Genomic DNA, 23,931 nt, shown 5'->3' with positions numbered 1-23,931 from the left:
CTCGCACGTTACGCGCAGAGGGTACCCGACGCGCGCTGTCACCGGTGATGCTTTCCCCGCGGCGGCGCACCGGCATCCACCGCAGGTCCGGGGGCGAATCCGGGGCGCTGTCAGCGGTGCGGTGTGGCCGCCTCGTCGCCGCCGTCGAGGACCTCGGACAGGGTGGTGCCGATGACCTCGAGCGCCTCGGGACCGGCCATGCCCCAATGTGTCGCCTGGACTTGATGATTGACCACCGTGCCCGCGACGGCGTCGGCCCAACCGGCGGCACCGGCCGCGGTGTCGGTGGTGCCCGCCGCCGCGGTGAAATACACGACGTCGCCGTGGAAAGTCCGTGCCCGGTGCTGTCTGCGCAACTCGATCGACTCCGCGGCCGCGTCGAGTGCCCGGGTGACCATGGCGGCGTCGAACGAGGCGAACGGCTCCGGCAATGCGGCGAACCGTTCGGCGATCGCGTCGGTGTTCAGGTCCGTTCCCAGCGGGTCGACAGTCCCGAGCAGTCCGCCGAAGATCTCCGTGGGCGACTCCGGTGCCGCCACGGCCTGCGCGTCGGCCTCGCTCAGATAGCTGTCCATCATCGCCAGCAGCGCGACCTGCTCGCCCTGTTCCTGCAGTTGGACCGCGACCGCGTGGGCGAGGATGCCGCCCAGCGACCAGCCGAGCAGGTGGTAGGGGCCGGTGGGCTGGACGGCGCGGATCTCCGCCACGTAGCGGCTCGCCCACTCGTCGAGCGAGGCGAAGCCCGGCTCACCCGACAGCGCGGGCGACTGCAGGCCGTACAGCGGGCGGTCCGCGTCCAGATGCGCGGCCAGGCCCGCGAACGACCAGGAGATGCCGCCCACCGGGTGGATGCAGAACAGCGGTTCCGCGGATCCGCCCGTGCGCAGCGGCAACACCACGTCGAACGCGGTGCGGTCGGCCGTGGCGGTACCGGTCACCTCGGCGATCAGCGCGCCCGGTGTCGGCGCGACGAAGACCGTCACCACCGGCACCGGCTGCCCGAACACGGTGCTCAGGCGCGCGACCAGTTGGGTGGCCAGCAGCGAGTTGCCGCCCTGTTCGAAGAAGCTGTCGTCCAGGCCGATTCGCTGGTGGCCGAGCACGTCCGCGAAGGCCGCGACGACGGCGGTCTCGAGCGCTGTGGTCGGTGCGCGGAACTCGCGGGCTCGCAGCACCGGGTCCGGGAGAGCGCGGCGGTCGAGTTTGCCCGCGGGGGTCAGCGGGATCTCGTCGAGGACCATCACCGCGGCAGGGACCATGTGCGCGGGCAGGTGTTGCGCCGCATATTCGATCAGGGCCGCAGGGTCGGTGTTGCCGCGCACGTAGGACACCAGGATGGTGGAATCCGCGTCGGTCTTGCGGCCGATCGTGGCAGCGAACTCGACGTCGTCGTGCGCGGTGAGCACCGCGTCGATCTCGCCCAGTTCGATACGGAAACCGCGGATCTTCACCTGGAAGTCGTTGCGGCCCACGTATTCCACGACGGGCTTGCCGTTGATCGTGCGCCAAGCGACGACGTCACCGGTGCGGTACAGGCGCTCGCCCTCGGCATACGGGCTGGCGACGAAACGCTCGGCGGTGAGGCCGTGGCGCGCGTGGTAACCGCGAGCCATCGGGACACCACCCAGGTACAGCTCACCGGCCACACCCTCGGGAACGGGACGCAACCGGCTGTCGAGCACGAAGGCGGTGGCACCCGCGATCGGGCCACCGATGTTCATGATGTCGCCGGGCAGCAGCGGATCGGACAGGTTCGTCGCGATCGTGGCCTCGGTCGGGCCGTAGGCGTTGTAGAACCGGTGCTGCGCCGGATTGATCCCGCCCGCTTCGGATGTCGCGAGATCGGATACCGAGTGCCACTTCGCGACCAGGTCCACCGGGGCCTTGTCGCCACCGACGATCAATGCCTCGACCCCGGTCAGTGCCGCGGGGTCCATCGACGCCGCCACCAGTGGGGTGAGGAACACGTGGGTCAGGCGCTGGTCAGCGATGAGGTCGGCGAGTTCGGTACCGCCGACGATGCCGGGCGGGGTGATGACCGAGGTACCCGACGAACCGACGGCCAGGAGGAACTCCAGGATCGACGCGTCGAACGATGGTGACGCGAAAGCCAGTGTGCGCGTATATCTTCCGAGCCCGAACTGTGCGACCTGGGCCGCGGCGAAGTTGACCACACCGGCGTGGGTGACCACGACGCCCTTGGGCAGGCCCGTCGAACCGGAGGTGTAGATCAGGTAGACCGTGTTCCCGGGGCGGACCGTGCCGCGACGATCCGCATCGGTGATCGGCAGGTCGGACTGTGCGGCGAGGTCGGCTTCGACGGCCGTGTCGTCGATGACCAGCCAGTCCGTGGACGCGGGCAGGTTCCCGAGCTCGGCCGCGCTGGTGATACCCAGTGCCGCACCGGAATCCGACAGCATGTGCGCGATGCGCTCGGCCGGGTACTTCGGGTCCACCGGCAGGAACGCCGCGCCGGTCTTGATCACGGCCCAGATGGCCACGGTGGTGTCCAACGAACGCTGCATGCCGATGGCCACCACGGTTTCCGGTGCCGCACCGCGCGCGATGAGCACCCGTGCCAGACGCGAGGAAGCCGCGTCGAGCTCGGCGTAGGTCAGGCGACGCCCCGTGCTCGGCTCGACCGTGGCGATCCCGTACGGGTTGTACGCCACCGCCTGTGCCAGCAACTGCGGCAAGGTGCCCGTCGCGAGTGCCGGACCGCCTGTGCGAGTGAGCAATTCACCGCGCTCGGGCGCATCCAGGAGTTCGAGGTCACCGACCGGGCGGGCGGGATCGGCGACGATCCCGGCGAGCAGACGGTGGAAACGCTGCGCGAAGCCCTCGACCGTGGATCGATCGAAAAGGTCACGCGCGTAGGTGAATTCGGCGTGTGCGCCGGATTCGTGCGTTCCGTGGACGGTGAGCTGCAGGTCGAACTTGGCGGTGTCGAAGTCGAAATCGACCGCTGAGACCGAAAGTCCGGGCAGTTCGAAGCCCGAGTCGGGCAGGTTCGCGAACGACAGCGCCACCTGGAACAGCGGGTGCCGCGCGGTGGACCGCTCGGGGTCGATGAGCTCCACCAGCCGTTCGAACGGGATGTCGGCGTGGGCGAACGCCGCCAGGTCCGAGTCCTTGGCCTGGGCGAGGACCTCGGCGAAGCCGGCCTGCCCCGGCACCTGCGTGCGCAGTGCGAGCATGTTGACGAACATGCCGACCAGATCGTCGAGTTCGGCCTCGCCACGACCGGCGATGGGCGTGCCCACCACGATGTCCTGCGTCCCCGACATCCGGGCCAGGAATACCGCCAGTGCCGCGTGCACGACCATGAACAGGGTCGCGTTGTGCTCGCGGGCGATCGCGGTCAGCCCCGCGTACACGTCGGCATCGATCGGGAACGACACCCGCCCACCGACCGACGACGGCGTGCTCGGACGCGGCCTGTCGAGGGGCAGATTCAGCTCGTCGGGCACACCGGCCAGTGCGCGCTTCCAGTAGTCGGCCTGCTGGGAGATCAGGCTGGTCGGGTCGGTCTCCGAGCCCAGCATCTCGCGCTGCCACACACTGAAATCGGCGTACTGCACCGGCAGCGGCGCCCAGGTGGGCCACTGGCCCGATGCGCGAGTTGCGTAGGCCACCATCACATCTCGGGTCAGCGGGCCGATCGACCAGCCGTCGGCACTGATGTGGTGCACGACGAACACCAGCACGTGCTCGTCGGGCGCGATCCGCAGCAGTTTCGCCCGCACCGGCACTTCGGCCACGACGTCGAAACCGGCGGAGACGAGTTCGGCGATCCGTTCGGCAGGCTCGGTGACGTCCTCGGGGGTCAGGCTCGGCACGGCCTGTTCCGCGGCCACGATCAGCTGGTGGGGGATGCCGTCCGTCGACGGGTACATCGTGCGCAAGACCTCGTGCCTGCTCACCACATCCGCGACGGCGTCCTGCAGTGCCGCCACGTCCAGCGCGCCCGTCAGCCGGACCGCGACCGGGATGTTGTACGCCGCCGACGCGGGATCGAACTGGTTGAGGAACCACATGCGCTGCTGCGCCACCGACAGCGGAATCCGCTCCGGACGCGGCCCCGCCACGAGCGCGCGATGGCTGCCGCTGCCCGCGTGCACACCCACCGCGGCCGCCAGCGCCGCCACCGACGGCGCCTCGAACACCACCCGCACCGGCACGCGGGTATCCAGCGCGGCACCCAGCCGGGCCACCACCTGGGTGGCGATCAGCGAGTTGCCGCCCAGGGCGAAGAAGTCGTCGTCGAGGCCGACGGCACGGTCGGCGGGCACACCGAGCACCTCGGCGAACACCCCGGCCACGATCTCCTCGACCGGTGTCGACGGCGCACGGAAGGCGTGTGCTTCGAACTCAGGTTCCGGCAAGGCTTTTCGGTCGAGCTTGCCGTTCGCGTTGAGCGGTAGCGCGTCGAGTACGACGAACGCGGCGGGGACCATGTAGGACGGCAGCCCGGTCGACAGCGCCGACTTCACCTGCGCCACTTCGATTTCGGAGCCCACGAGATAGGCCACGAGGTGGTCACCGGTGTGCGGATCGGACTTGGCGACCACGGCGGCCTGCGCGACCTGCGGCAGGGCCAGCAGTGCGGCTTCGATCTCGCCGAGTTCGATCCGGAAACCGCGGATCTTCACCTGGAAGTCCGTGCGGCCCCGGTAGTCCAGTTCGCCGTTGTTCCATGCCACCAGGTCGCCTGTGCGGTACATGCGCTGGCCGGGGGTGAACGGATTGGCGACGAAGCGATCGGCGGTCAGATCCGAACGCGCGAAGTACCCGCGGGCCAACTGGGCACCGGCCAGATACAGCTCGCCCGACACACCGTCCGGGACCGGCTGCAAGCGTGAATCCAGCACGTAGACACGGCTGTTCCACTCCGGCGCACCGATCGACACCGACACCTGGTCGGCGTCACCGACCGCATGGTTGGTGATCGAGACCGCGGCCTCGGTCGGACCGTACAGGTTGAACAGCGCGGCGATATTGGACGACCGGAAACGCTGCGCCGTCGCGGCGGGCAGGGCCTCACCGATCGCCAGCACCCGACGCAACCTGCGCGGCAACGCCCCACCGGACTCGGTCAGCAGCGCGTCGAGCATCGACGGCACCACGTGCAAGGTCGTGACACCGGTGGCCCGCATCAGATCGTTCAAATACGCCGGGTCACGATGCCCCTCGGCGGTGGCGACCACCAGACGCGCACCCGCGACAGCGGCGGTCCAGAACTCCCAGACCGACAGGTCGAAGGTCGCCGCGGTCTTGAGCAGCACCGCGTCATCGGCACCGATCCCGAATTCGGCGGTCTCCCACAGCAACTGGTTGACGATCGCACCGTGCGACACCGCCACACCCTTGGGCTTACCGGTAGAGCCGGACGTGAAGATCACATACGCGGTGTTCGCGGGCACCAGCGGACCACGCTCGGCGGCGGTGATCGCGGTACCGGCGACAGCACTCAGGTCGAGCTCGTCGAGAACCACCACTTCCGCTGCCGCCGTAGCGAACTCGGCACTCGCGGTGGTCAACACCACCGCAGGCGTGGCGGTTTCCAGAATGTAGTCGGTGCGATCAGCGGGCTGATCCGGATCGATCGGCACATACGCCGCACCCGTACGCGCCACCGCGTACATCGCGATGATCAACTCGGCGGACCGTCGAATAGCCAGCGCCACCCGATCCTCGGCACCGATCCCCCGCGAGATCAGGTGCCGCGCAAGGCGGTTCACCTCGACATCGAGTTCGGCATAGGTGAGCTCACGGCGGCCGTCGGCCTCGTCCACGACCAGCGCGATCGCCTCGGGCGTAGCCGCCACGGTCGCATCGAGCAGCGACACCAGGGTCGCGTCGGCGTCCACGGCGTGTGCGGTGTCGTTGCGTTCCACCACGATCGCGGTGCGTTCAGCTTCGGTGAGCAGGTCGAACTCGCCCACCCGCGTCTGCGGTGCCGCACCGATCGCCACCAGCAACCGCTCGAACCGCGCGGCGATCTCCTGCACCGTGGATTCGTCGAAAAGGTCTGTGGCGTAAGTGATCGTGCCGCCGATGCCCGCGGGCGCACCGTCGGTGTCGTAGCTGTCGATCACGATGAAATGCAGGTCGAACTGGGAGGTCTCGCCCTCCAGTTCGACACCGGCCACCGTGAGACCCGGCAGCTCCAGCGAGGCGCGGGTCAGGTTCTGGAACGACAGACCCACCTGGAACAGCGGGTGGTGCGCGGTGGAACGGGCCGGGTTGAGCACCTCGACCAGGCGCTCGAACGGCACGTCGGTGTTCGCCAAGGCGGCGATATCGCTGTCGCGCTGCCGGGCGAGCAGGTCGTGGAAGGTCTCGCCCGCGTCGACCCGCGACCGGAACACCAGGGTGTTGACGAACATGCCGATCAGATCGTCTAGCTCGGACTCACCGCGGCCCGCCATCGGGGTGCCGACCGCGATGTCGTCGGAGCCCGACAGCCGCGCCAGCAGCACCGCGAGCGCGGCATGGACGACCATGAACGGCGTGGCACCGTGCTCGCGACCCAAAGCGACCAGGGCGCGGTGGGTTTCGGCGCTCACCCGCAGATCGACTCGGCGACCCGCGTAGGTCTGCGCGGGAGGACGTGGCCGGTCGGTGGGCAGTTCCAGCTGATCGGGCAGGTCGGCCAGCTCGGTCTTCCAGTAGGCCAGCTGACGTGCGGCCATCGACTCGGGGTCACTGTCGTCACCCAGCAGCGCACGCTGCCACAGCGCGTAGTCGGCGTACTGCACCGGCAGCGGATCCCACTGCGGGGCAACACCGTTGGCGCGCGCGACGTAGGCCGTCATCAGATCGCGGGTCATCGGCGGGATGGACGAACCGTCGGCCGCGATGTGGTGGACCACCATCGCGAGGACGTATTCGGTCCCGGTGCCGCCGATGTCGAACAGCGCGGCCTTCAACGGCACCTCGGTCGTGACGTCCAGACTCGACGCCATCAGCTGCGCCACACCGGCTTCCACCGCGTCCAACGCCACCGTGCGCACCATCAACTCGGGCGCCGCGGCATCGGCGGGCAGCACCACTTGCACGGGGCCGTCCGGTGTTTCGGGGTAGACGGTGCGCAGCACCTCGTGCCGCTGCACCAGGTCCGACACCGCCGCCGCCATGGCCGACACGTCCAACGCGCCACTCAACCGCACCGCGATCGGGATGTTGTACGCCACCGAACTGGTGTCGAACCGGTTCAGGAACCACATCCGCTGCTGCGCCAGCGACAACGGTATCCGCTCCGGGCGCGGTCCGGCCACCAACGGCAGGCGTCCGCCCTGGCCGGTGAGCCCCGCCAGTCGCGCGGCCAGCGCACGCACCGTCGGTGCCTCGAACAGTTCGCGCGGCGCCACCCTGGTGTCGATCGCGGCGCTGAGCCGCCCGACCACCTGGGTGGCGATCAGCGAGTTGCCGCCGAGTTCGAAGAAGTCGTCGTCGGCACCGACCGGGTCGACACCGGCGAGCAGATCGGCGAACACGCCCGCGACCAGCTCTTCCAGGTGCCCGGTGGGGGCGCGGAATTCCTTGACCCGCAACTGCGGCGCGGGCAGGGCGGCGCGGTCGAGCTTGCCGACGGGGGTCAGCGGAATGGTGTCGAGCACGGTGAGCGCGGTCGGCACCATGTGCGCGGGCAGGTGCGCGCCGAGATGGTCGAGCACCGCCTCGATGTCGAGTTCCACGCTGGGCTCAGCGTGGACGTAGGAGGCGAGAATGGTGGTGCCGTTGTCGAGTTCGTGACCGACGGTGGCCGCGAAGTCGATGCCGGGGTACCCGGACAGCTGCGCGTCGATCTCGCCCAGTTCGATCCGGAAGCCGCGGATCTTCACCTGGAAGTCGTTGCGGCCCATGTATTCCAGCTCGCGGTCCGCGGTCCAGCGCACCAGGTCGCCGGTGCGGTAGAGCAGAGAACCGTTGGGGTCGAACGGGTTCGGCACGAATCGCGACGCGGTGAGCCCCGGCCGCCGGTGGTAGCCACGCGCCACCTGGCCGCCACCGATGTACAGCTCACCCACGACGCGGTCGGGCACCTGGCCCAGGCGTTCGTCGAGCACGTACTCGACCACGCCCGACAGCGGCGCGCCGATCGGGATCGCCGCGCCCTGTTCCAGCGGCACACTGATATTGGTGACGATCGTGGTCTCGGTCGGGCCGTAGGCGTTGTGGAACCGGCGCACGCCCCCGGCGATCGGCCGCAGCCAGCGCCACGCGAGTTCGGGCGGCCATGCCTCGCCACCGACCGCGATCACCTGCAGGTGATCCAGGCCGGCCGGATCGACGGAAGCCAGCGCGGCCGGGGTGATGAACAGGTGGCTCACGCGTTCGCGGCGCAGCAGTGCCCCGAGGTCCTCGCCACCGTAGATGCCCGGCGGCACGATGATCATCGTGGCCGAGGCGCCGATCGCGAGCAGCAACTCCAGCATCGAGGCATCGAACGACGGCGACGCGAAATGCAGTGTGCGCGCATCGGATTCGACCTCGTAGCGTTCGCGCTGGGCGGCGGTGAAGCTTGCGAGTCCCGCGTGCGAGACCGACACACCCTTGGGCAAACCGGTGGACCCGGAGGTATAGATCACCCACGCGGGATTCTCGGCGCGCAACGGCCGGATCCGGTCACCGTTGGTGATGACCTCCGCCGATTGCTCCTGCGCCTGCGCTGTCACGTCCGCGCTGTCGATGACCAGCCAGGAGACCCCGTCGGGCAGCTGATCGCGTGCGGCGGACACGGTGAGGCCGAAGACCGCGCCCGAATCGCTGAGCATGTGCGCCACCCGGTCGGCCGGGTAGTTCGGGTCGACGGGCACGAAACCGGCGCCGGTCTTGGCGACCGCCCACACCGCGAGTACCGACTCCACCGAACGCGGAATGCCAAGGGCCACCAGGTCTTCCGGGCCGACCCCGCGCTCGATCAGCAGGCGCGCGAGCTGGGTCGAGCGGGTGTCGAGCTCGGCATAGCTGAGCTGCGCGGTCGATGCCGACGCGTCGGCGTAGACCAGCGCGGTGCCGAACGGGTTCGCCTCCGCGGCCGCGGACAGCAGCTGCGGCAGGGTCAGCACCCGGGTCCGGCGGGGCTTGGTCGGGCGCACCCGTTGTGTTCGCGTCATCGGTTTCCCAGCACCTCGTCGAGCCGCGTGACGGTGATGTCCCCGGCGATCGGCGTCGCTTCCGACACGCCCTCGTCCAGCACGACCGCTTCCAGATCCTCCAGCACCGAGACGTCGATCGCGGTCGAGCCCGCCTGGTCCACGATCAGGTGCGTCACCCATGCGTCCGCCAGCGCGTCGGACAGGTCCGCGCGCGTGCGATCGGCGAGCACGATGCTGCCACCGACCAGCGCGGCCGCCACCAGTTCCAACACCGCGGCGGGGCTGGCCTGGTCGCCGTGCCGGTAGATCCGCGATTCGAGCGTGAGCCCGGTGACATCGCGCAGCCGCACCGCCGCGGCCGCCAGTTCGTCGTAACTCACGACCCGACCGGTGGCGGGCACGAAGGCGGGATCGCCACCGCGCAGCACACCGGTCCGGTTGGCGTAGGTGATCGGGCGCGGCGACTGCTTCGCGAGCTCGGCGCCAAGGGCCGGATCGTCGATCACGAACCAGTTCAATCCGTCGGGCGCGGCGCCTTCCGCCAGGGTGGTCAGGCCGATCTTCACCGCGGGCATCGCCGACGCCACGCCCTGCTGATCGGACCAAGGCACCAGTGCCGCACCGGTTTTCAGCACTGCCCAGGCCGCGGTCGCCCATTCGACGCCGGGTTCGATCCTGATCGCCGCGCCCATGCCGGGGCCGCAGCCCGCGTCGATGAGCACCCGGGCCAACCGCGACGAGCGCGCGTCCAGTGCGGTGTAGGTCAGTTCCGCGTCGTCGAAGACCAGCGCGGGGCCGTCGGGGTCGGACTCGACCGCGTCGGGCAGCAGCTGGGTCAGGCGAGTGCCGCCGGAGCTCACCGGTGCGCTCGGGGCCGCTGCCGCGGTGACGGCACGTTCGCTGTCGGCGAGGATGTCGATGTCGCCGATCAGGATTCGCGGGTCCGCGGCGACGGCGGTGAGGATGCGGGCCAAGCGGTCCGCGAGGGTGCGCACCGTCGACTCGTCGAACAGGTCGGTGGCGTAGTTGAACAGGGTCACCAGGTCGTCGTGGGCGCCTTCGGTGGTGAAGCGGGGTTCGACGTCGACCTGCAGGTCGAACTTGGCCACCGTCGGCGTCGCCAGACCGCTGACGGTGAGGTCGGGCAGTTCGAGAGTGGGCGCCTCGTTGTTGCTGAAGGTCAACGCCACCTGGAACAGCGGGTTGTGCGCGCCGGACCGACCCGCCGCGGCGACCTCGACGACCCGATCGAACGGCAGATCGGCATTGCCGAACGCACCGAGATCGGTATCGCGCACCAGCCCGACCGTCTCCTCGAAACTCGCCGCCGGGTCGAGCACGGTGCGCAGCGCCAGGGTGTTGACGAACATGCCGACCAACTCGTCGAGGGCACGTTCACCACGACCGGCCACGGCGGTGCCGACCACGATGTCGGTGGTGCCGGACAGGCGGGCCAGCAGCACGGCCAGCGCCGCGTGCACGACCATGAACAGCGAGGCCTTGTGTTCGTGCGCAAGGTGATTCAGCTGCTCGTGCACCTGCGCGGGCAGGCGGAGTTCGGTGGTCGCGCCCGCCAGTGTCGGGGTGGCCGGGCGCGGACGGTCCTGTGGCAGGTCGAGCGGGCCGGGGGCGTCGGCGAGGCGGTCACGCCAGTAGGCCAGCTGCTGCGCGGCCACCGTGTCCGGCTGGTCGTCGGCGCCGACGACCTCGCGCTGCCACACCGCGAAGTCGGCGTACTGCACTTCCAGCGGCGACCACTGCGGACGCTGCCCCTGCGCGCGGGCGAGGTAAGCGGTCATCAGGTCGCGGGCCAGCGGGGCCATCGACGCGCCGTCGGCGGAGATGTGGTGCACCACGAAGACCAGCAGCCAGTCGGTGCCACTGCCGTCACCCAGCAGCTGGACTCGCAGCGGAACTTCGTCGGCCACATCGAAATCGGTGGCGGTCGCTGCCGTGGCCGCGGCGAGCACGTCGTCGGTGATCAGGACTTCCAGGCCCTCGGGCAGCACCTCGGCAACCGAGCGGATGTCTTGCACCGGCAAGCCGTCGACGGCGGGGAAACGCGTGCGCAGCGACTCGTGCCGGGCGAGCACGTCGGTCACCGCGGCATCCAGGGCGGGCACATCCAGGGCGCCGGTGAGGCGGATGACCAGCGGGATGTTGTACGAAGCGGAGGCCTGGTCCAACTGGTTGAGCACCCACATGCGCTGCTGTGCCAGCGACAGCGGGATCAGGTCGGGCCGGGGGCCTGCCACCAGTGCGGCACGCGCGGAACCGCCGCGATCCACGCGCGCGGCCAGTGCCGTCACCGTGGGCGCCTCGAACAGGTCGCGGATGGCGATATCGGCGTCGAGGGCTTCGTTGATCCGGGCGATCACCCGCGTGGCCAGCAGCGAATTGCCGCCGAGTGCGAAGTAGTCGTCGTCGGCGCCGACTCGCGGGCGGCCGAGCAGTTCGGCGTAGACCCCGGCGACGATCTCCTCGACCGCGGTGACCCGTGCGCGGAACTCGCCCGCGACGAACGTCGGGGCGGGCAGTGCCTTGCGGTCGAGCTTGCCGCTGGGGTTGAGCGGGAACTCGTCCAGCTCCACGATCACGGACGGAATCATGTAGGCGGACAGGGTTTTACCGATCTCGGCGCGCAGTGTCGCGTCCTCGATCCGCTTCCCCGGCTTGGCCACGACATAGGCCACCAGCTGCTCACCGATCGGCGAGTCGACCACCAGCGCGACAGCCTGACTCACCGTCGGCTGCGCGAGCAACGCGGTCTCGATCTCACCGAGCTCGATCCGCTGACCACGCAGTTTCACCTGAGAGTCGGTGCGGCCCAGGTATTCCAGCGCGTGTGTGTCGGGTGTGGGGTGGCGCCACACCACCAGGTCACCGGTGCGGTACATCCGCGCACCCGGTTCGAACGGATTGGCTACGAAGCGATCCGCGGTCAGGTCGGGACGGTCGGCGTACCCGCGCGCCAGCTGCACACCGGCCAGATACAGCTCGCCCGCCACCCCGACCGGCACCGGTCGCAGTGACGAATCCAGCACGTAGACACGGGCATTCCAGTGCGGCACACCGATCGGCACCGAGCCGCGCGGCGTGTGCGCGGCGGGCCAGGAGGTCATCGACACCGACGCTTCGGTGGGGCCGTAGAGGTTGTCCAGGCGCGCGTCGGTGATCGCGCGCACCGCGGCGACCGTCTCCGGCGGCAGCGCCTCGCCACCGGCCAGCAGCAGACGCAACGAGGGCACCGCACCGGCCGGGGTGTGCGCGGCGAACACCGCGAGCATCGACGGCACGAAGTCGGCCACGGTAACGCCTTGCGCCGCAATGGTTTCCGCGAGATAGACCGGGTCGCGGTGACCGTCGGGCGTGGCCACGACCAGTCGCGCGCCGACCCGCAGCGGCATGAAGTAGCCCCACAGCGTCACGTCGAAGGTGTGCGTGGACTTCTGCAGGTACACGTCGTCGGGACCGAGCTGGTAGCGCGCCAGCATGGACGCGATGTGGTTGTCGATCCCCTCGTGCGAGATCACCACACCCTTCGGGCGTCCGGTGGAGCCCGAGGTGAACAGCACGTAGGCGGGATGGGCGGGATGCACCGGGCGCAGCAGCTCGGCCGCCGTCACGGGGGCACCTGAAATGTCGTCCAGCGCAACGGTATCCATCAGGATCACCGGTGTACCGGCGGGCACGTCGACCAGGTCGGAGGTGGTGCTGAGCACGCACGCGGGCGAGGCGGTGTCGAGGATGTGCGCGATCCGCTCGGCCGGATGATCCGGATCCAGCGGCACATACGCACCGCCCGCGGTCAGGATCGCGTACATGCCGATCACCAGTTCGGTGGATCGACGCATCGCCAAGCCGACCAGCGACTCGGCCCCGACCCCCCGCTCGATGAGCACGCGGGCCAGCTTGTTGACCTTGTCGTCGAACTCGCGGTAGGTGAGCTCGGCGCCTTCGAAGGTGATCGCCACCGCGTCGGGGCGCGTGGCGACGGTGCGCCGGTAGCCGTCCAGCAGCAGGGCGGGCGCGAGTTCGTGGCCGGTGTCGTTCCACTGCACCAGCATTCGCTGCCGCTCGGCCGCATCCAACAACTCGATCGAGCCCAGCGGCTGCTGCGGCGACGCGACGATTCCGGCGAGCAACCGCAGGAAACGATCGGCGATCGCGGCGACCGTGTCCTCGTCGAACAGGTCCACGGCATAGGTGAGACCGACCGCGATGCCCTGTGCGGTGCCGTGCCGGTCGATGTCCTCGACCATCTCGAACTGCAGATCGAACTTGGCGTAGGGAATCTCGAGCTCCACGCCCGATACCGCCAGGCCCGGCAGTTCCAGCGCGGTGCGGTCCATGTTCTGGAACGCGAACATCACCTGGAACAGCGGATGACGCGCCTGCGAACGCGCCGGATCCAGCAGTTCGACCACCCGCTCGAACGGCACGTCGGCGTGTCCGAAGGCCGCCACATCCGTGGTCCTGGCCGCAGCGAGCAGCTCGTCGAAACCACGCGCGGGATCGACTTCGGTCCGCAGCACCAGCGTGTTGACGAACATGCCGATCAGATCGTCGAGTTCGCGTTCACCACGGCCCGCGACCGGGGTACCGATGGCGATGTCGGTGGTGCCCGACAGGCGGGCCAGCAGTGCGGCCAGTGCCGCGTGCACCACCATGAACAGGGTCGAATGCTGGCTGTGCGCAAGCTGATTCAGCCCGGCGTGGATCTCGGCGGGGATCCGGAAATCCAAACCGGCGCCCCGGAACGAGGCGGTGGTCGGGCGCGGGCGGTCCGACGGCAGGTCCAGCTGGTCGGGCAGTCCGGCCAGTTGCGTGCGCCAGTAGTCGGCCTGTTCGCTCAGCACCGATTCCGGATCGTCCTCGGTGCCGAGCACCTCACGCTGCCAGAGCGTGAAATCCACGTACTGCACGGGCAATTCGGCCCACTGCGGCGCGCTGCCCGCACTGCGCTGCACGTAGGCGCTCATCAGGTCGCGGGTCAGCGGGCCCATCGAGACGCCGTCGCCGGCGATGTGGTGCACCACGCAGATCAGGACATGTTCGTCGGCGGCCAGGCGCAACAGGCGCAGCCGGATCGGCGGGGCGGCAGCCACGTCGAAGCCGGTGGCGACCTCCGCGGCCACGAGCGCGGGAATCCGGTCCGCGGTGGCGTCTTCCACGGGCAGGTCGGGCAGCGCGGCGGGATCGGACAGCGGCAGCACCACCTGGTACCCGGCGCCGTCGATCTCGGGGTAGACCGTGCGCAGCACTTCGTGCCTGGCCACCAGATCGTGCACGGCGGCCCTCAGCGCGGCGGTATCCAGCGCACCGGACAGGCGCACCGCGACCGGCATGTTGTTCACCGCACCGGCGGTGTCGAACCGGTTGAGGAACCACATCCGCTGCTGCGCGAACGACAGCGGGATCTGATCGGGACGTTCCTGGCGCACGAGCGGATGCCCGTTGCCTGCACCGGCATGATGCTCGAGCCGCTGCGCCAGGCCCGCGACGGTGCTGACCTCGAACAACGTCTGCACCGGCACCCTGGTGTCCAGCGCCGCGCCGATGCGCGCCGCGGCCTGCGCCGCCAGCAGCGAGTTGCCGCCGAGTTCGAAGAAGTCGTCGTCGGCGCCGACCCGCAGGTCCTGCCCGTCGCCTGCGGTGAGCAACGTCGCGAAGACCTCCGCGACGATCTCCTCCACCGGCGTCGACAGCGCACGGAACTCGCGCACGGCGAAGACCGGTTCCGGCAACGCCTTTCGGTCGAGCTTGCCCACCGGCGTCAACGGGATCTGATCCAGCACCATGATCGAGGCGGGAATCATGTAGCCGGGCAACGATTTCGCGAGGAACGCGTCGAGCGCGGCCACCTCGACCGTGGCACCCGCACGCGGCAGCACATACGAAACCAGCGCTGTCACACCGGAAGGCAGGGTCTTGCCCAGCGTGGCCGCGAAGTCGATATCGGGGTGCGCGGTGAGCGCGTTGTCGATCTCGCCGAGCTCGATCCGGAAACCACGGATCTTCACCTGGAAGTCGGATCGGCCCATGTATTCGATGACACCGTCACCGGATTCGGCGCGCCGCACCAGGTCACCGGTGCGGTACAGGCGCGCGTTCGCGTCCCCGGCTTCGGCGCCGAAGGGACTGGCGACGAACCGCTCGGCCGTGAGTCCGGGACGGTTCAGGTAACCCTGCGCCAGCGCCGGGCCGGACAGATACAGCTCGCCGATCACCCCCGCCGGCACCGGACGCAGCCGGGAATCCAGCACGAACGCACCGACACCGGCGATAGCGGCACCGATCGTCACCGGTGCGGCCGGATCCATCGGCGGGGTGCTGGTGGCCAGAATGGTGGCCTCGGTGGGGCCGTAACCGTTGTAGAACTCGCGCTCGCCCACGGCCCAGCGGCCCACCAGTTCGGGACCGAACTTGTCACCTGCCACGACCACCACGGCCAGGTCATCGAGGTCGGTGGGATCCACCGATTCCAGCGCGCCCGGGGTGATGAGCATGTGCGAAACCTGTTCGCGGCGCAGCAGATCCGCCAGTTCGAAGCCGCCGAACACCGCGGGCGGCGCGATCACCAGGGTGGCGCCCGCCGAGAAGGTGAGCAGCAGTTCCAGCACCGACACGTCGAAGTTCGGCGAGCACACGTGCAGCACGCGCGCATCGGCGGTGACGCGGTAGTGCGCGCGCTCGGCGGCCACCAACCCGGCGAGGCCGGTGTGGGTCACCACGACGCCCTTGGGCTTGCCGGTGGAGCCGCTGGTGTAGATGACGTAGGCCGGGTGCCGCTCGTCGAGCGTTCGGATCCGGTCGGTGTAGGAGATCGGGTGTACGGGCTGGGCCGCGATGGCCGCTGCGGTATCGGCGTCGTCGAGTTCGAGCCAGGCCACCTGGTCGCCGAGCCCGGCGCGATGCGCGGCGGTGGTGAGCCCGAGCACCGCGCCGGAATCGGACACGATGTGCGCTCTGCGGTCGGCCGGGTAGTTCGGGTCGACGGGCACGTAGGCGGCACCGGTCTTGGCGATGGCCCACACGGCCAGCACCGACTCGATACTGCGGGCGATGCCGATGGCGACCACGTCACCGGGGCCGATGCCACGGGCGATGAGGGTGCGGGCCAGCTGCGAGGACCGCTGATCGAATTCGGAGTAGGTGAGCTGACGCTGGTCCTCGGGTGCACCGGTCGGGTTGAACCGGACCGCGACGCGATCGGCGGCCGACTCGACGGCCCCGGTCAGCAACTGCCCGAATGTCGGACTGCTCGACCTGCGACGACGGTTACCGCGGGCAGAACGACGGGCAGTTTCCATTCGAGTTCATTCACCTCTCATCGAACCTGAACGCGCGGCGATTCCCGCACGTGCAGATCGAGCAATCATATAGACCGAGCACGCGTCGCCCGAGCCAGGCTTCGGGGCCTAGAGGAGTATCGGCCCGGCCGTAGAACGTGTTGCCGCTTCAAACAGCAAAGTGACGGGGCTCATAAGAACCACCGTCACTCGCTTGCCTTTGAATTACGCGCTCACACGCTCAGTGCGCGGAAGGGCCCCACTCGAGCGGCACACCCTTGGAAGCCAGGTACGGAATCGGGTCCATCTTGCCGCCGGCCTGATCCCAGATCTCGAGGTGCAGGTGCGGGCCGGTGGACTGGCCGCGGTTGCCCACGGTCGCGATGACCTGGCCCGCGTTGACCCGCTGGCCTTCGCTCACGAGCATGTCGTTGACGTGGCCGTAGACGCCGGTGGTGCCGTCGTCGTGCAGCACCCGCACCCACAGGCCGAAGCCCGAGGCCGGGCCCGCTTCGATCACGGTGCCGCTGGACACGGACTTGATCGGGGCGCCGATCGAGTCGGCGAAGTCCAGGCCGTAGTGCATGGCACCCCAGCGGGCGCCGTAGCCGGAGCTGATCGGGCCCGCGACCGGACGAGCCGACTGCGGCGGCGCGACCTGGTGCTGGATGCCCTGCAGAATGTCTTCGACCTGCGATAACGGCCCGGAGATCTCGGGCGGCAGGTTGCCGATGCCGAACGGCGCGGCCACGGGGGCGGCGATCGGCGCGGCGACCGCGGTCACCTCGGGGGTCTCCACGTGAGCGGAGACGGCCTGCGCGGCGACCAGGTCGACGTCTTGCCGCGCGGACTCGGGAACCACCGACTCCTCGACGTTGTCGTCGTGGGTGGGCAGCAGCGGCGCGGCGAAAGCCAGGGCCGGAGCGATCTGGGCGGTGACGCCCACCAGGGCGCCCGCGGCGACCGCGGCACTGGCGGCGACTCGCACCCGATCGCCACGCGAGGCCTCTGCGCGGTGCCTGCTCCTGCTCGGGCGCCGACCATCCGAATGACCCAGCAGGGCCTGCACGGAAACCGATTCGGGGCCCACACGGTGCTGCGACAAAGTCTCGTCCTAGCGTGTCGGAAACAAAGGGGAACGAAACCGATCGGAGATCGGTCCGGGGATCACCTGGATGTTCCCCACTGCCGAACTATGTGTAACGGTTCGGCATACGTTGTGATGGGAACTGTACCCGGCCGTGACCATTCCGCAACCTTCTGTCACGAAGACGCAGGTAGATGGCGTGTCACACAGTAACGATCCCGGCGTCGAACGGGTCACACGACACGGTGCGAGTTCGCCAGGGGGGTGAACACGGCCCCGACCGGCCAGACTCGACGCATGGTGATCGAGAACTTGACCGTCCCCATCGTCGCCGCGCCCATGGCGGGCGGCCCGTCCACACCCGAGTTGGTGGTCGCGGTGTCGGCCGCGGGCGGATTCGGCCAACTCGCCGCCGGATACCTCGGCGTCGACGCGGTGGCCGCGCAGATCGCCGCCACGCGCAAGGCCACCGCGGCACCGTTCGGGGTGAATCTGTTCGCGCCCGGCGCGGTCGCCGATCCGTCGACCTACGCGACCTACCTCGCGGAACTGGGCGCCGAATTCCCGCTCGGCACCCCCGAGCACGACACCGACGGGTGGGCCGAGAAGCTCGATCTGCTGGTCGCCGATCCGGTCGCGGTGGTCTCGGTGACCTTCGGCTGCCCCACCGCGGTGGAGGTGGACCGACTGCACGGGGTCGGCTCCCAGGTGTGGGTCACGGTCACCTCGCCCGCCGAGGCACTGCTCGCGGTCGACGCGGGCGCGGACGTGCTGATCGCCCAGGGCGCGGAGGCGGGCGGGCATCGCGCGAGCTTCGTCGACGACCCCGCGGGCGACCCGATCGACCCGCCCGGCCTGCTGACGCTGATCCAACTGCTCACCGCCGTCACCTCCCGCCCACTCGTCGCGGCGGGCGGCATCGCCACCGGCGCGGGCGTGGCCGCGGTGCTCGCGGCGGGCGCGGCGGCGGCGCAGATCGGCACCGCACTGCTGCGCTGCCCCGAAGCAGGCACCAACGCCGTGCATCGCGGCGCGGTCGGCACGCCGGAACCGACAATGCTCACCCGCGCGTTCACCGGACGCCGCGCGCGCGGCATCCGCAACCGATTCCTGACCGAACACACCGCCGACGCGCCCGCCGCGTACCCCGAAATTCATTACGCCACAGCGCCATTGCGCGCCGCCGCCCGCGCGGCCGGCAACACCGACGAGGTGAATCTATGGGCGGGCCAAGCCCATTCGTTGAGCACGGGGCAACCGGCAGGCGAACTGATCACCGACCTGGCTTCAGACGCGAAAGCGGCACTGCGGAAAGCACTTTCGGAACGAATCCAGGGTTATTGACAACGGATTTCGTTTAGACTCGGACCTGGCATCGCATCCCGCCGACCACCCCCAAGCAGGAGGAGAGCGCCATGTCCCTCGATGTACCAGCAGCACTGCTCGAACGCGCCGAAAGCGGCGACATCGACGACGCGGAATTCGTCGAATGTGTCCGTACCTCACTGCCTTACGCGTGGGAGGTGGTGAGCCGGGTCGCGGACGATCTTCGCACCGGCACCGACGAATACGCCGACAACCGCATCCCGCCGCCGGACGAAGTGGCCCGCGGTCAGCTGCTGCGCGCACTGGCCTCCGACGCCATTCGCGGCGGGCTGGAACGGCATTTCGGCGTGAAACTGGCCTTCCAGAACTGCCATCGGGTCGCGGCATTCCCGCTCTCGGCCGTCGGCGGGGAAACCTACACCCGCTACATCAGCCCGCGCGCTCAGCTGTTGAACCAGAGCCCGGAGCTTCGTAACTGTTGAGATAGCAAAAGGGCGGGCGCGGAATTGCTTCCACGCCCGCCCTTTTCGTTGTCTTACACCGTGACTACGTCGAGCTCGCCCTCGGCGTACTGCGCCCGCAGACGCTTCTTGTCGAACTTGCCGACGCTGGTCTTCGGAACCTCGGCGATGAAGGTCCAGCGCTCGGGCAGCTGCCACTTGGCGAACTTGTCGGCCAGGTAGTCACGCAGCTCGGCGGCCTCGGCGGCGGCGCCTTCGGCCAGCACGATCGCCACCAGCGGGCGCTCGTCCCACTTCTCGTCCGGCACGCCGATGACCGCGGCCTCGGCCACGGCCGGGTGGCCCATCACCGAGTTCTCCAGGTCCACCGAGGAGATCCACTCGCCACCGGACTTGATGACGTCCTTGGAGCGGTCGACCAGGGTGAGGTAGCCGTTGGGGCTGATCTTGCCGACGTCGCCGGTGCGCAGCCAGCCGTCGTCGAACTTGTCCGGGTCGATCTCCGCGCCGGTGGGCGAGTAGTACGAGCCGGTGATCCAGGCGCCACGCACCTCGAGCTCACCCAGCGACTCACCGTCGTTGGGGACGACCTTGCCGTCGTCACCGACCAGACGCGCCTCGACATTGGCCGGGAAACGACCCTGCGTGTAGCGGTACGCCCACGCTTCCTCGCCCTCGACACCGGCGGGCGGGTGCCCGACGCTGCCCAGCGGGGAGGTCTCGGTCATGCCCCACGCGTGCAGGATGCGCACGCCGTGCTTCTCCTCGAACGCGCGCATCATCGCCGGCGGCACCGCGGAACCACCGACAACGGCGGTACGCAGGTGCGAAATGTCCTGGGGCGCGGCGGCCAGCGTGGCCAGCACGCCACCCCAGATGGTCGGCACGGCGGCGGCGAAGCTGGGCTTCTCCGCGGCCATCATCTCCAGCAGCGGTCCCGGCTGCAGGAAACGGTCCGGCATCAAGATGTTCGCGCCCGACATCAGCGCCGCGTACGGCAGGCCCCACGCGTTGGCGTGGAACAGCGGCACGATGGCCAGCACGTAGTCGGAACCGTTGAAGCCCATGCCGTTCGGCGAGTTCACCTGCATGGCGTGCAGCCAGTTGGAACGGTGCGAGTAGACGACGCCCTTGGGGTCGCCGGTGGTGCCGGAGGTGTAACACATTGCGGCAGCGGAACGTTCGTCGATGACCGGGAAGTCGAAATCGGCGGACTGCGCGTCCAGCAGCTCACGGTAGGAGTGCACGGTCACGCCCTCGGGCGCGGTGAGCGCGGCCGGATCGCCGTTGACCACGATCACGTGCTTCACGGTCTTCAGGTTCGGCAGGTACTGCGCGAACAACGGCAGCAGCGTGCCGTCCACGAGCACGACCTTGTCCTCGGCGTGGTTGGCCACGAACACCAACTGCTCCGGGAACAGGCGGATGTTCAGCGCGTGCAGCACGGCACCCATGGCGGGCACCGCGATGTAAGCGGTCATGTGCTCGTTGTTGTTCCACATGAAGGTGCCGACACGGTCACCCTGTTCGATGCCAAGACCCCGCAGCGCGTTGGCCAGCCGAGCCGAATCCGCACCCAGTTCGCGGTAGGTCATCGTCCGCACGCCGTCGCCGGTCCAGGTGGACACGTACGAGTCGCCCTGGAAGGTGGCGGCGTAATTGAGCAGTGTGGCCAGCGAAAGCTGGTCTTCCTGCATGGTGCTGCGCATCGGTGCTCCTTCAAGTCCCTGCCGTGGCATGAGCCACGTCACAACGGATGTTACCGAAAGGTTTGAACGTCGCAATCGTTTCCTCCGACAACATTCCTGCAGGTCGGCTCGTTCACCCGCATCACCAGGCTATTTGTGCGGCGGCTGACCATCGGGGCCGCTATGGTGCGGCGGAATGCCGGGACCCACGTGCTCGGCGTTGTACACGGCGTCGACGACCAGCTGACGGACGTGATCGTTGTCGAGGCTGTAGTAGATCGTGGTGCCCTCGCGGCGGGTTCGCACCAGCCGCGCCATCCGCAATTTCGCCAGGTGCTGGGACACCGAAGGGCCCGGTTTACCCACCCTCGTCGCCAGTTCGTTCACCGAGAGTTCTTGATCGGCCAGCGCCCACAGCACCTGGACCCGGGTCGCGTCGGCCAGCATCCGGAACACCTCGACCACCAGGCCCACCTGATCGTCGGCCAGGGGTGGGCGTGCACCTGCATTCATGCGCAGATAATAGATCCGCGGCCGTCCGCGAGGCCGGGTCCGGGCCGCTATGTGAACGACGAATGCCCGCCGTACTGTGACGCGCATGGCTGTTGAGCGGATGCTGCCCACCGACGAGGCGCGCGACCTGATCGAACTGACTCGCGATATCGCCGACAAGGTGCTCGAGCCTCGCGTGGTCGAGAGCGAGAAGACCGGCGTGTTTCCCGAGGGGGTGTTCGCGGCGCTCGGGGCGGCAGGGTTGCTCAGCCTGCCGTATCCGGAGGAATTCGGCGGCGGCGCTCAGCCGTACGAGGTGTATCTGCAGGTGCTCGAGGAGTTGGCCAGTCGGTGGGCCGCGGTCGCTGTGGCGGTGAGTGTGCACGGGTTGTCGTGCCATCCGTTGTTCACCTACGGCACCGACGAGCAGAAACAGCAGTGGCTGGAACGGATGCTATCCGGCGAAACTGTTGGCGCTTACAGTCTTTCCGAGGCGCACGCGGGGTCTGACGCGGCCGCCCTGCGCTGCCGGGCCACCGCCGTCGACGGAGGTTATCTGCTCAACGGCACCAAAGCCTGGATCACCAATGGTGGGCGGGCTGATTTCTACACGCTGTTCGCTCGTACCGGCGAAGGGTCGCGGGGGATCTCGTGCTTCCTGGTTCCCGCCGATACTGCTGGGTTGAGCTTCGGCAAGCCCGAGGAGAAGATGGGATTGCGGGGTATTCCCACCACCACCGCGGCCTATGACGATGCGTTTCTGCCTACTGAGCGGCTGATCGGCGAAGAGGGACAAGGGCTTTCGATCGCGTTCAGCGCTTTGGACGCGGGGCGGCTCGGCATCGCCGCGGTCGCTACCGGTGTTGCTCAGCGCGCCCTCGATGAAGCCGTTGCCTATGCCAAAGAGCGAGAAGCCTTCGGCCGCAAGATCATCGACCACCAGGGGCTGGGTTTCGTTCTTGCCGATATGGCCGCTGCAGTAGATACCGCGCGCGCCACCTACCTCGACGCCGCCCGCCGCCGCGACGCCGGCCTTTCGTACTCCCGTCAGGCATCGGTCGCCAAACTCGTGGCCACCGACGCGGCCATGAAGGTGACCACCGACGCCGTCCAGGTCTTCGGCGGCTACGGCTACACGCAGGACTTCCCCGTCGAGCGGTACATGCGCGAAGCGAAGGTCATGCAGATTTTCGAGGGGACCAATCAGATCCAGCGGTTGGTGATCGCCCGGCATTTGGCCGGGTGATCACCTGAACCTTCACTTGGTCACGTACCAACGGAATTCGTTGGATGCGGTGGGCCCGTAGCTGTTGATGAGCCGCTGAATCTTCTCGGCGGGTTCGACCACAGTCTCGCCCAGAACAGTGGTGCCGAGAACGATCCCGACGAAGGCAGCCTGGCCGTCGGCGGTACCGCGATAGACCACACCGCCCGAGTCACCAGGCAAAGCCTCCAGATCCGACATGACTCGATCGGAGGTCGAGGCCCGCGTCACCGACCCGCAACTCCAGTTCGAGGTCGCGCCGATCTTGCACACCGCTGCGCCCTGTGGAGGCAGCTCGTCGATGCTGGAGATGCCGAACTTTCCCATCGAGGCCGTCGGTGTCACGTTGTTCCACAAACGCACCAGCGCGAAGCCTTCCTCCTCGACGGTGTCATCGTTGCCGTAAGCGGCTTCGTACCAACCGATGCCGTTGCCGACGCTGTCGTAGACCCGCTCGCCCGGCTTGTAGCAGTGCGCCGCCGTCACCACGTATCGCGCCGACCCGATGTGGCCGACCATGCCGGCCGTGCACGTGGAGGTGTCGGTCGATATCTGCATTCCCGGATACGCATGGACCGCCGCGTTGGCGATGGCGGGAACGCCGCCGAGCACCAGGGCGACCGCGACGAAGATGAACGTGATTACTCGCAGCGCGAGTGAGATGTTGTTTTTCATGCACCGAACGTAAATTCGGCGAGCGTCGCCCGACCAGCGCTCGCCCGACATTTCGACCCGAACCTACTGGTAAAGCATCGATTCAGAGAATTCCGATCCGGATTCCACACTCCGCGAACATATATCGACACCTCGACTGCCCACCGCCGACCGCACCGGATCATTTTCCGGACCGGAAAACAAGGAAACCACCTGCTACCAGCCAGATCACGCACTCTGTCGCATGCTCACGGTCACCTTCGGTGACGGCATGGACCGTAATAGAAGTATCGATTACCTGAAGGAGCGTGGTTGTCATGGATGGCGGACTGATCTGCCTACTGATCGTGGTTGGCATCGTCGTATTTCTCATTTACAACTCGAATCAGAAGGCCACCTACCGATTCAGAAATCACTGCGGCGAATGTCGACATGTCTCCGGGTGGAGTACCGAGTCGGAAGCCGAAAAGGATTGCATTGCCCACTACAACGAACGACATCCAGGTATCGCGCCCGGTGGACATCTCGAGACCCGCCTCAGTTAGCTATCGAGTACTCGGTTT

General features: G+C 68.5%; 8 protein-coding genes and 1 pseudogene. 3 read left to right on the top strand and 6 right to left on the bottom strand.

The window, feature by feature from the left end; genetic code table 11:
* Nucleotides 1-110: 110 nt before the first annotated feature.
* From ACFWVD_RS08505 to ACFWVD_RS08495, 3 genes and pseudogenes are all read right to left on the bottom strand, one after another.
* Nucleotides 111-9,080, bottom strand: a pseudogene (locus ACFWVD_RS08505) (amino acid adenylation domain-containing protein); the annotation flags it as partial.
* Between the two features lie 38 nt (nt 9,081-9,118).
* Nucleotides 9,119-16,417, bottom strand: a complete 7,299-nt coding sequence (locus ACFWVD_RS08500) for an amino acid adenylation domain-containing protein (RefSeq protein ID WP_379241367.1) — start codon at nt 16,415-16,417, stop codon at nt 9,119-9,121.
* A 220-nt stretch (nt 16,418-16,637) separates the two neighbouring features.
* Nucleotides 16,638-17,501 carry a M23 family metallopeptidase gene (locus tag ACFWVD_RS08495; RefSeq protein ID WP_379241366.1) on the bottom strand — a complete coding sequence of 288 codons (864 nt, stop codon included), beginning with the start codon at nt 17,499-17,501 and terminating at the stop codon, nt 16,638-16,640.
* A 279-nt stretch (nt 17,502-17,780) separates the two neighbouring features.
* Here ACFWVD_RS08495 and ACFWVD_RS08490 point away from each other — a divergent pair, with 279 nt between their 5' ends.
* Nucleotides 17,781-18,827, top strand: a complete 1,047-nt coding sequence (locus tag ACFWVD_RS08490) for an NAD(P)H-dependent flavin oxidoreductase (RefSeq protein WP_379241365.1) — start codon at nt 17,781-17,783, stop codon at nt 18,825-18,827.
* A 71-nt stretch (nt 18,828-18,898) separates the two neighbouring features.
* Nucleotides 18,899-19,291, top strand: a complete 393-nt coding sequence (locus ACFWVD_RS08485; RefSeq protein WP_379234155.1) for an SCO5389 family protein — start codon at nt 18,899-18,901, stop codon at nt 19,289-19,291.
* Nucleotides 19,292-19,344: 53 nt separating this feature from the next.
* On the opposite strand, the gene ACFWVD_RS08480 is transcribed toward ACFWVD_RS08485, so the two are convergent.
* Both ACFWVD_RS08480 and ACFWVD_RS08475 read right to left on the bottom strand, forming a co-directional pair.
* Nucleotides 19,345-20,979, bottom strand: a complete 1,635-nt coding sequence (locus ACFWVD_RS08480) for a long-chain fatty acid--CoA ligase (RefSeq protein WP_379241364.1) — start codon at nt 20,977-20,979, stop codon at nt 19,345-19,347.
* Nucleotides 20,980-21,108: 129 nt separating this feature from the next.
* On the bottom strand, nt 21,109-21,471 hold the full coding sequence (locus ACFWVD_RS08475; RefSeq protein WP_379241363.1) for an ArsR/SmtB family transcription factor: 363 nt from the start codon (nt 21,469-21,471) through the stop codon (nt 21,109-21,111).
* A gap of 85 nt (nt 21,472-21,556) precedes the next feature.
* Here ACFWVD_RS08475 and ACFWVD_RS08470 point away from each other — a divergent pair, with 85 nt between their 5' ends.
* Nucleotides 21,557-22,696, top strand: coding sequence for an acyl-CoA dehydrogenase family protein (locus ACFWVD_RS08470; protein ID WP_379241362.1), 1,140 nt, complete (start codon nt 21,557-21,559; stop codon nt 22,694-22,696).
* A gap of 12 nt (nt 22,697-22,708) precedes the next feature.
* On the opposite strand, the gene ACFWVD_RS08465 is transcribed toward ACFWVD_RS08470, so the two are convergent.
* Entirely contained in the window at nt 22,709-23,389 is a 681-nt protein-coding gene (locus tag ACFWVD_RS08465; protein WP_379241361.1) for a hypothetical protein, read from the bottom strand.
* Between the last annotated feature and the right edge of the window lie 542 nt (nt 23,390-23,931).

Origin of the sequence: Nocardia sp. NPDC058666 (genome assembly GCF_042714895.1) — a bacterium.
In the GTDB taxonomy this organism is placed as follows: Bacteria; Actinomycetota; Actinomycetes; order Mycobacteriales; family Mycobacteriaceae; genus Nocardia.
Note: the sequence above shows the minus strand (reverse complement) of the source record. Positions and strands in the feature narration are given on the sequence as shown.

Bases quoted from the DNA above. Each gene is read 5' to 3' on its own strand.
- ACFWVD_RS08480 (WP_379241364.1), bottom strand. From the start codon at position 20,979: ATGCGCAGCACCATGCAGGAAGACCAGCTTTCGCTGGCCACACTGCTC.
- ACFWVD_RS08475 (WP_379241363.1), bottom strand. From the start codon at position 21,471: ATGAATGCAGGTGCACGCCCACCCCTGGCCGACGATCAGGTGGGCCTG.
- ACFWVD_RS08490 (WP_379241365.1), top strand. From the start codon at position 17,781: ATGGTGATCGAGAACTTGACCGTCCCCATCGTCGCCGCGCCCATGGCG.
- ACFWVD_RS08485 (WP_379234155.1), top strand. From the start codon at position 18,899: ATGTCCCTCGATGTACCAGCAGCACTGCTCGAACGCGCCGAAAGCGGC.
- ACFWVD_RS08500 (WP_379241367.1), bottom strand. From the start codon at position 16,417: ATGGAAACTGCCCGTCGTTCTGCCCGCGGTAACCGTCGTCGCAGGTCG.
- ACFWVD_RS08470 (WP_379241362.1), top strand. From the start codon at position 21,557: ATGGCTGTTGAGCGGATGCTGCCCACCGACGAGGCGCGCGACCTGATC.
- ACFWVD_RS08465 (WP_379241361.1), bottom strand. From the start codon at position 23,389: ATGAAAAACAACATCTCACTCGCGCTGCGAGTAATCACGTTCATCTTC.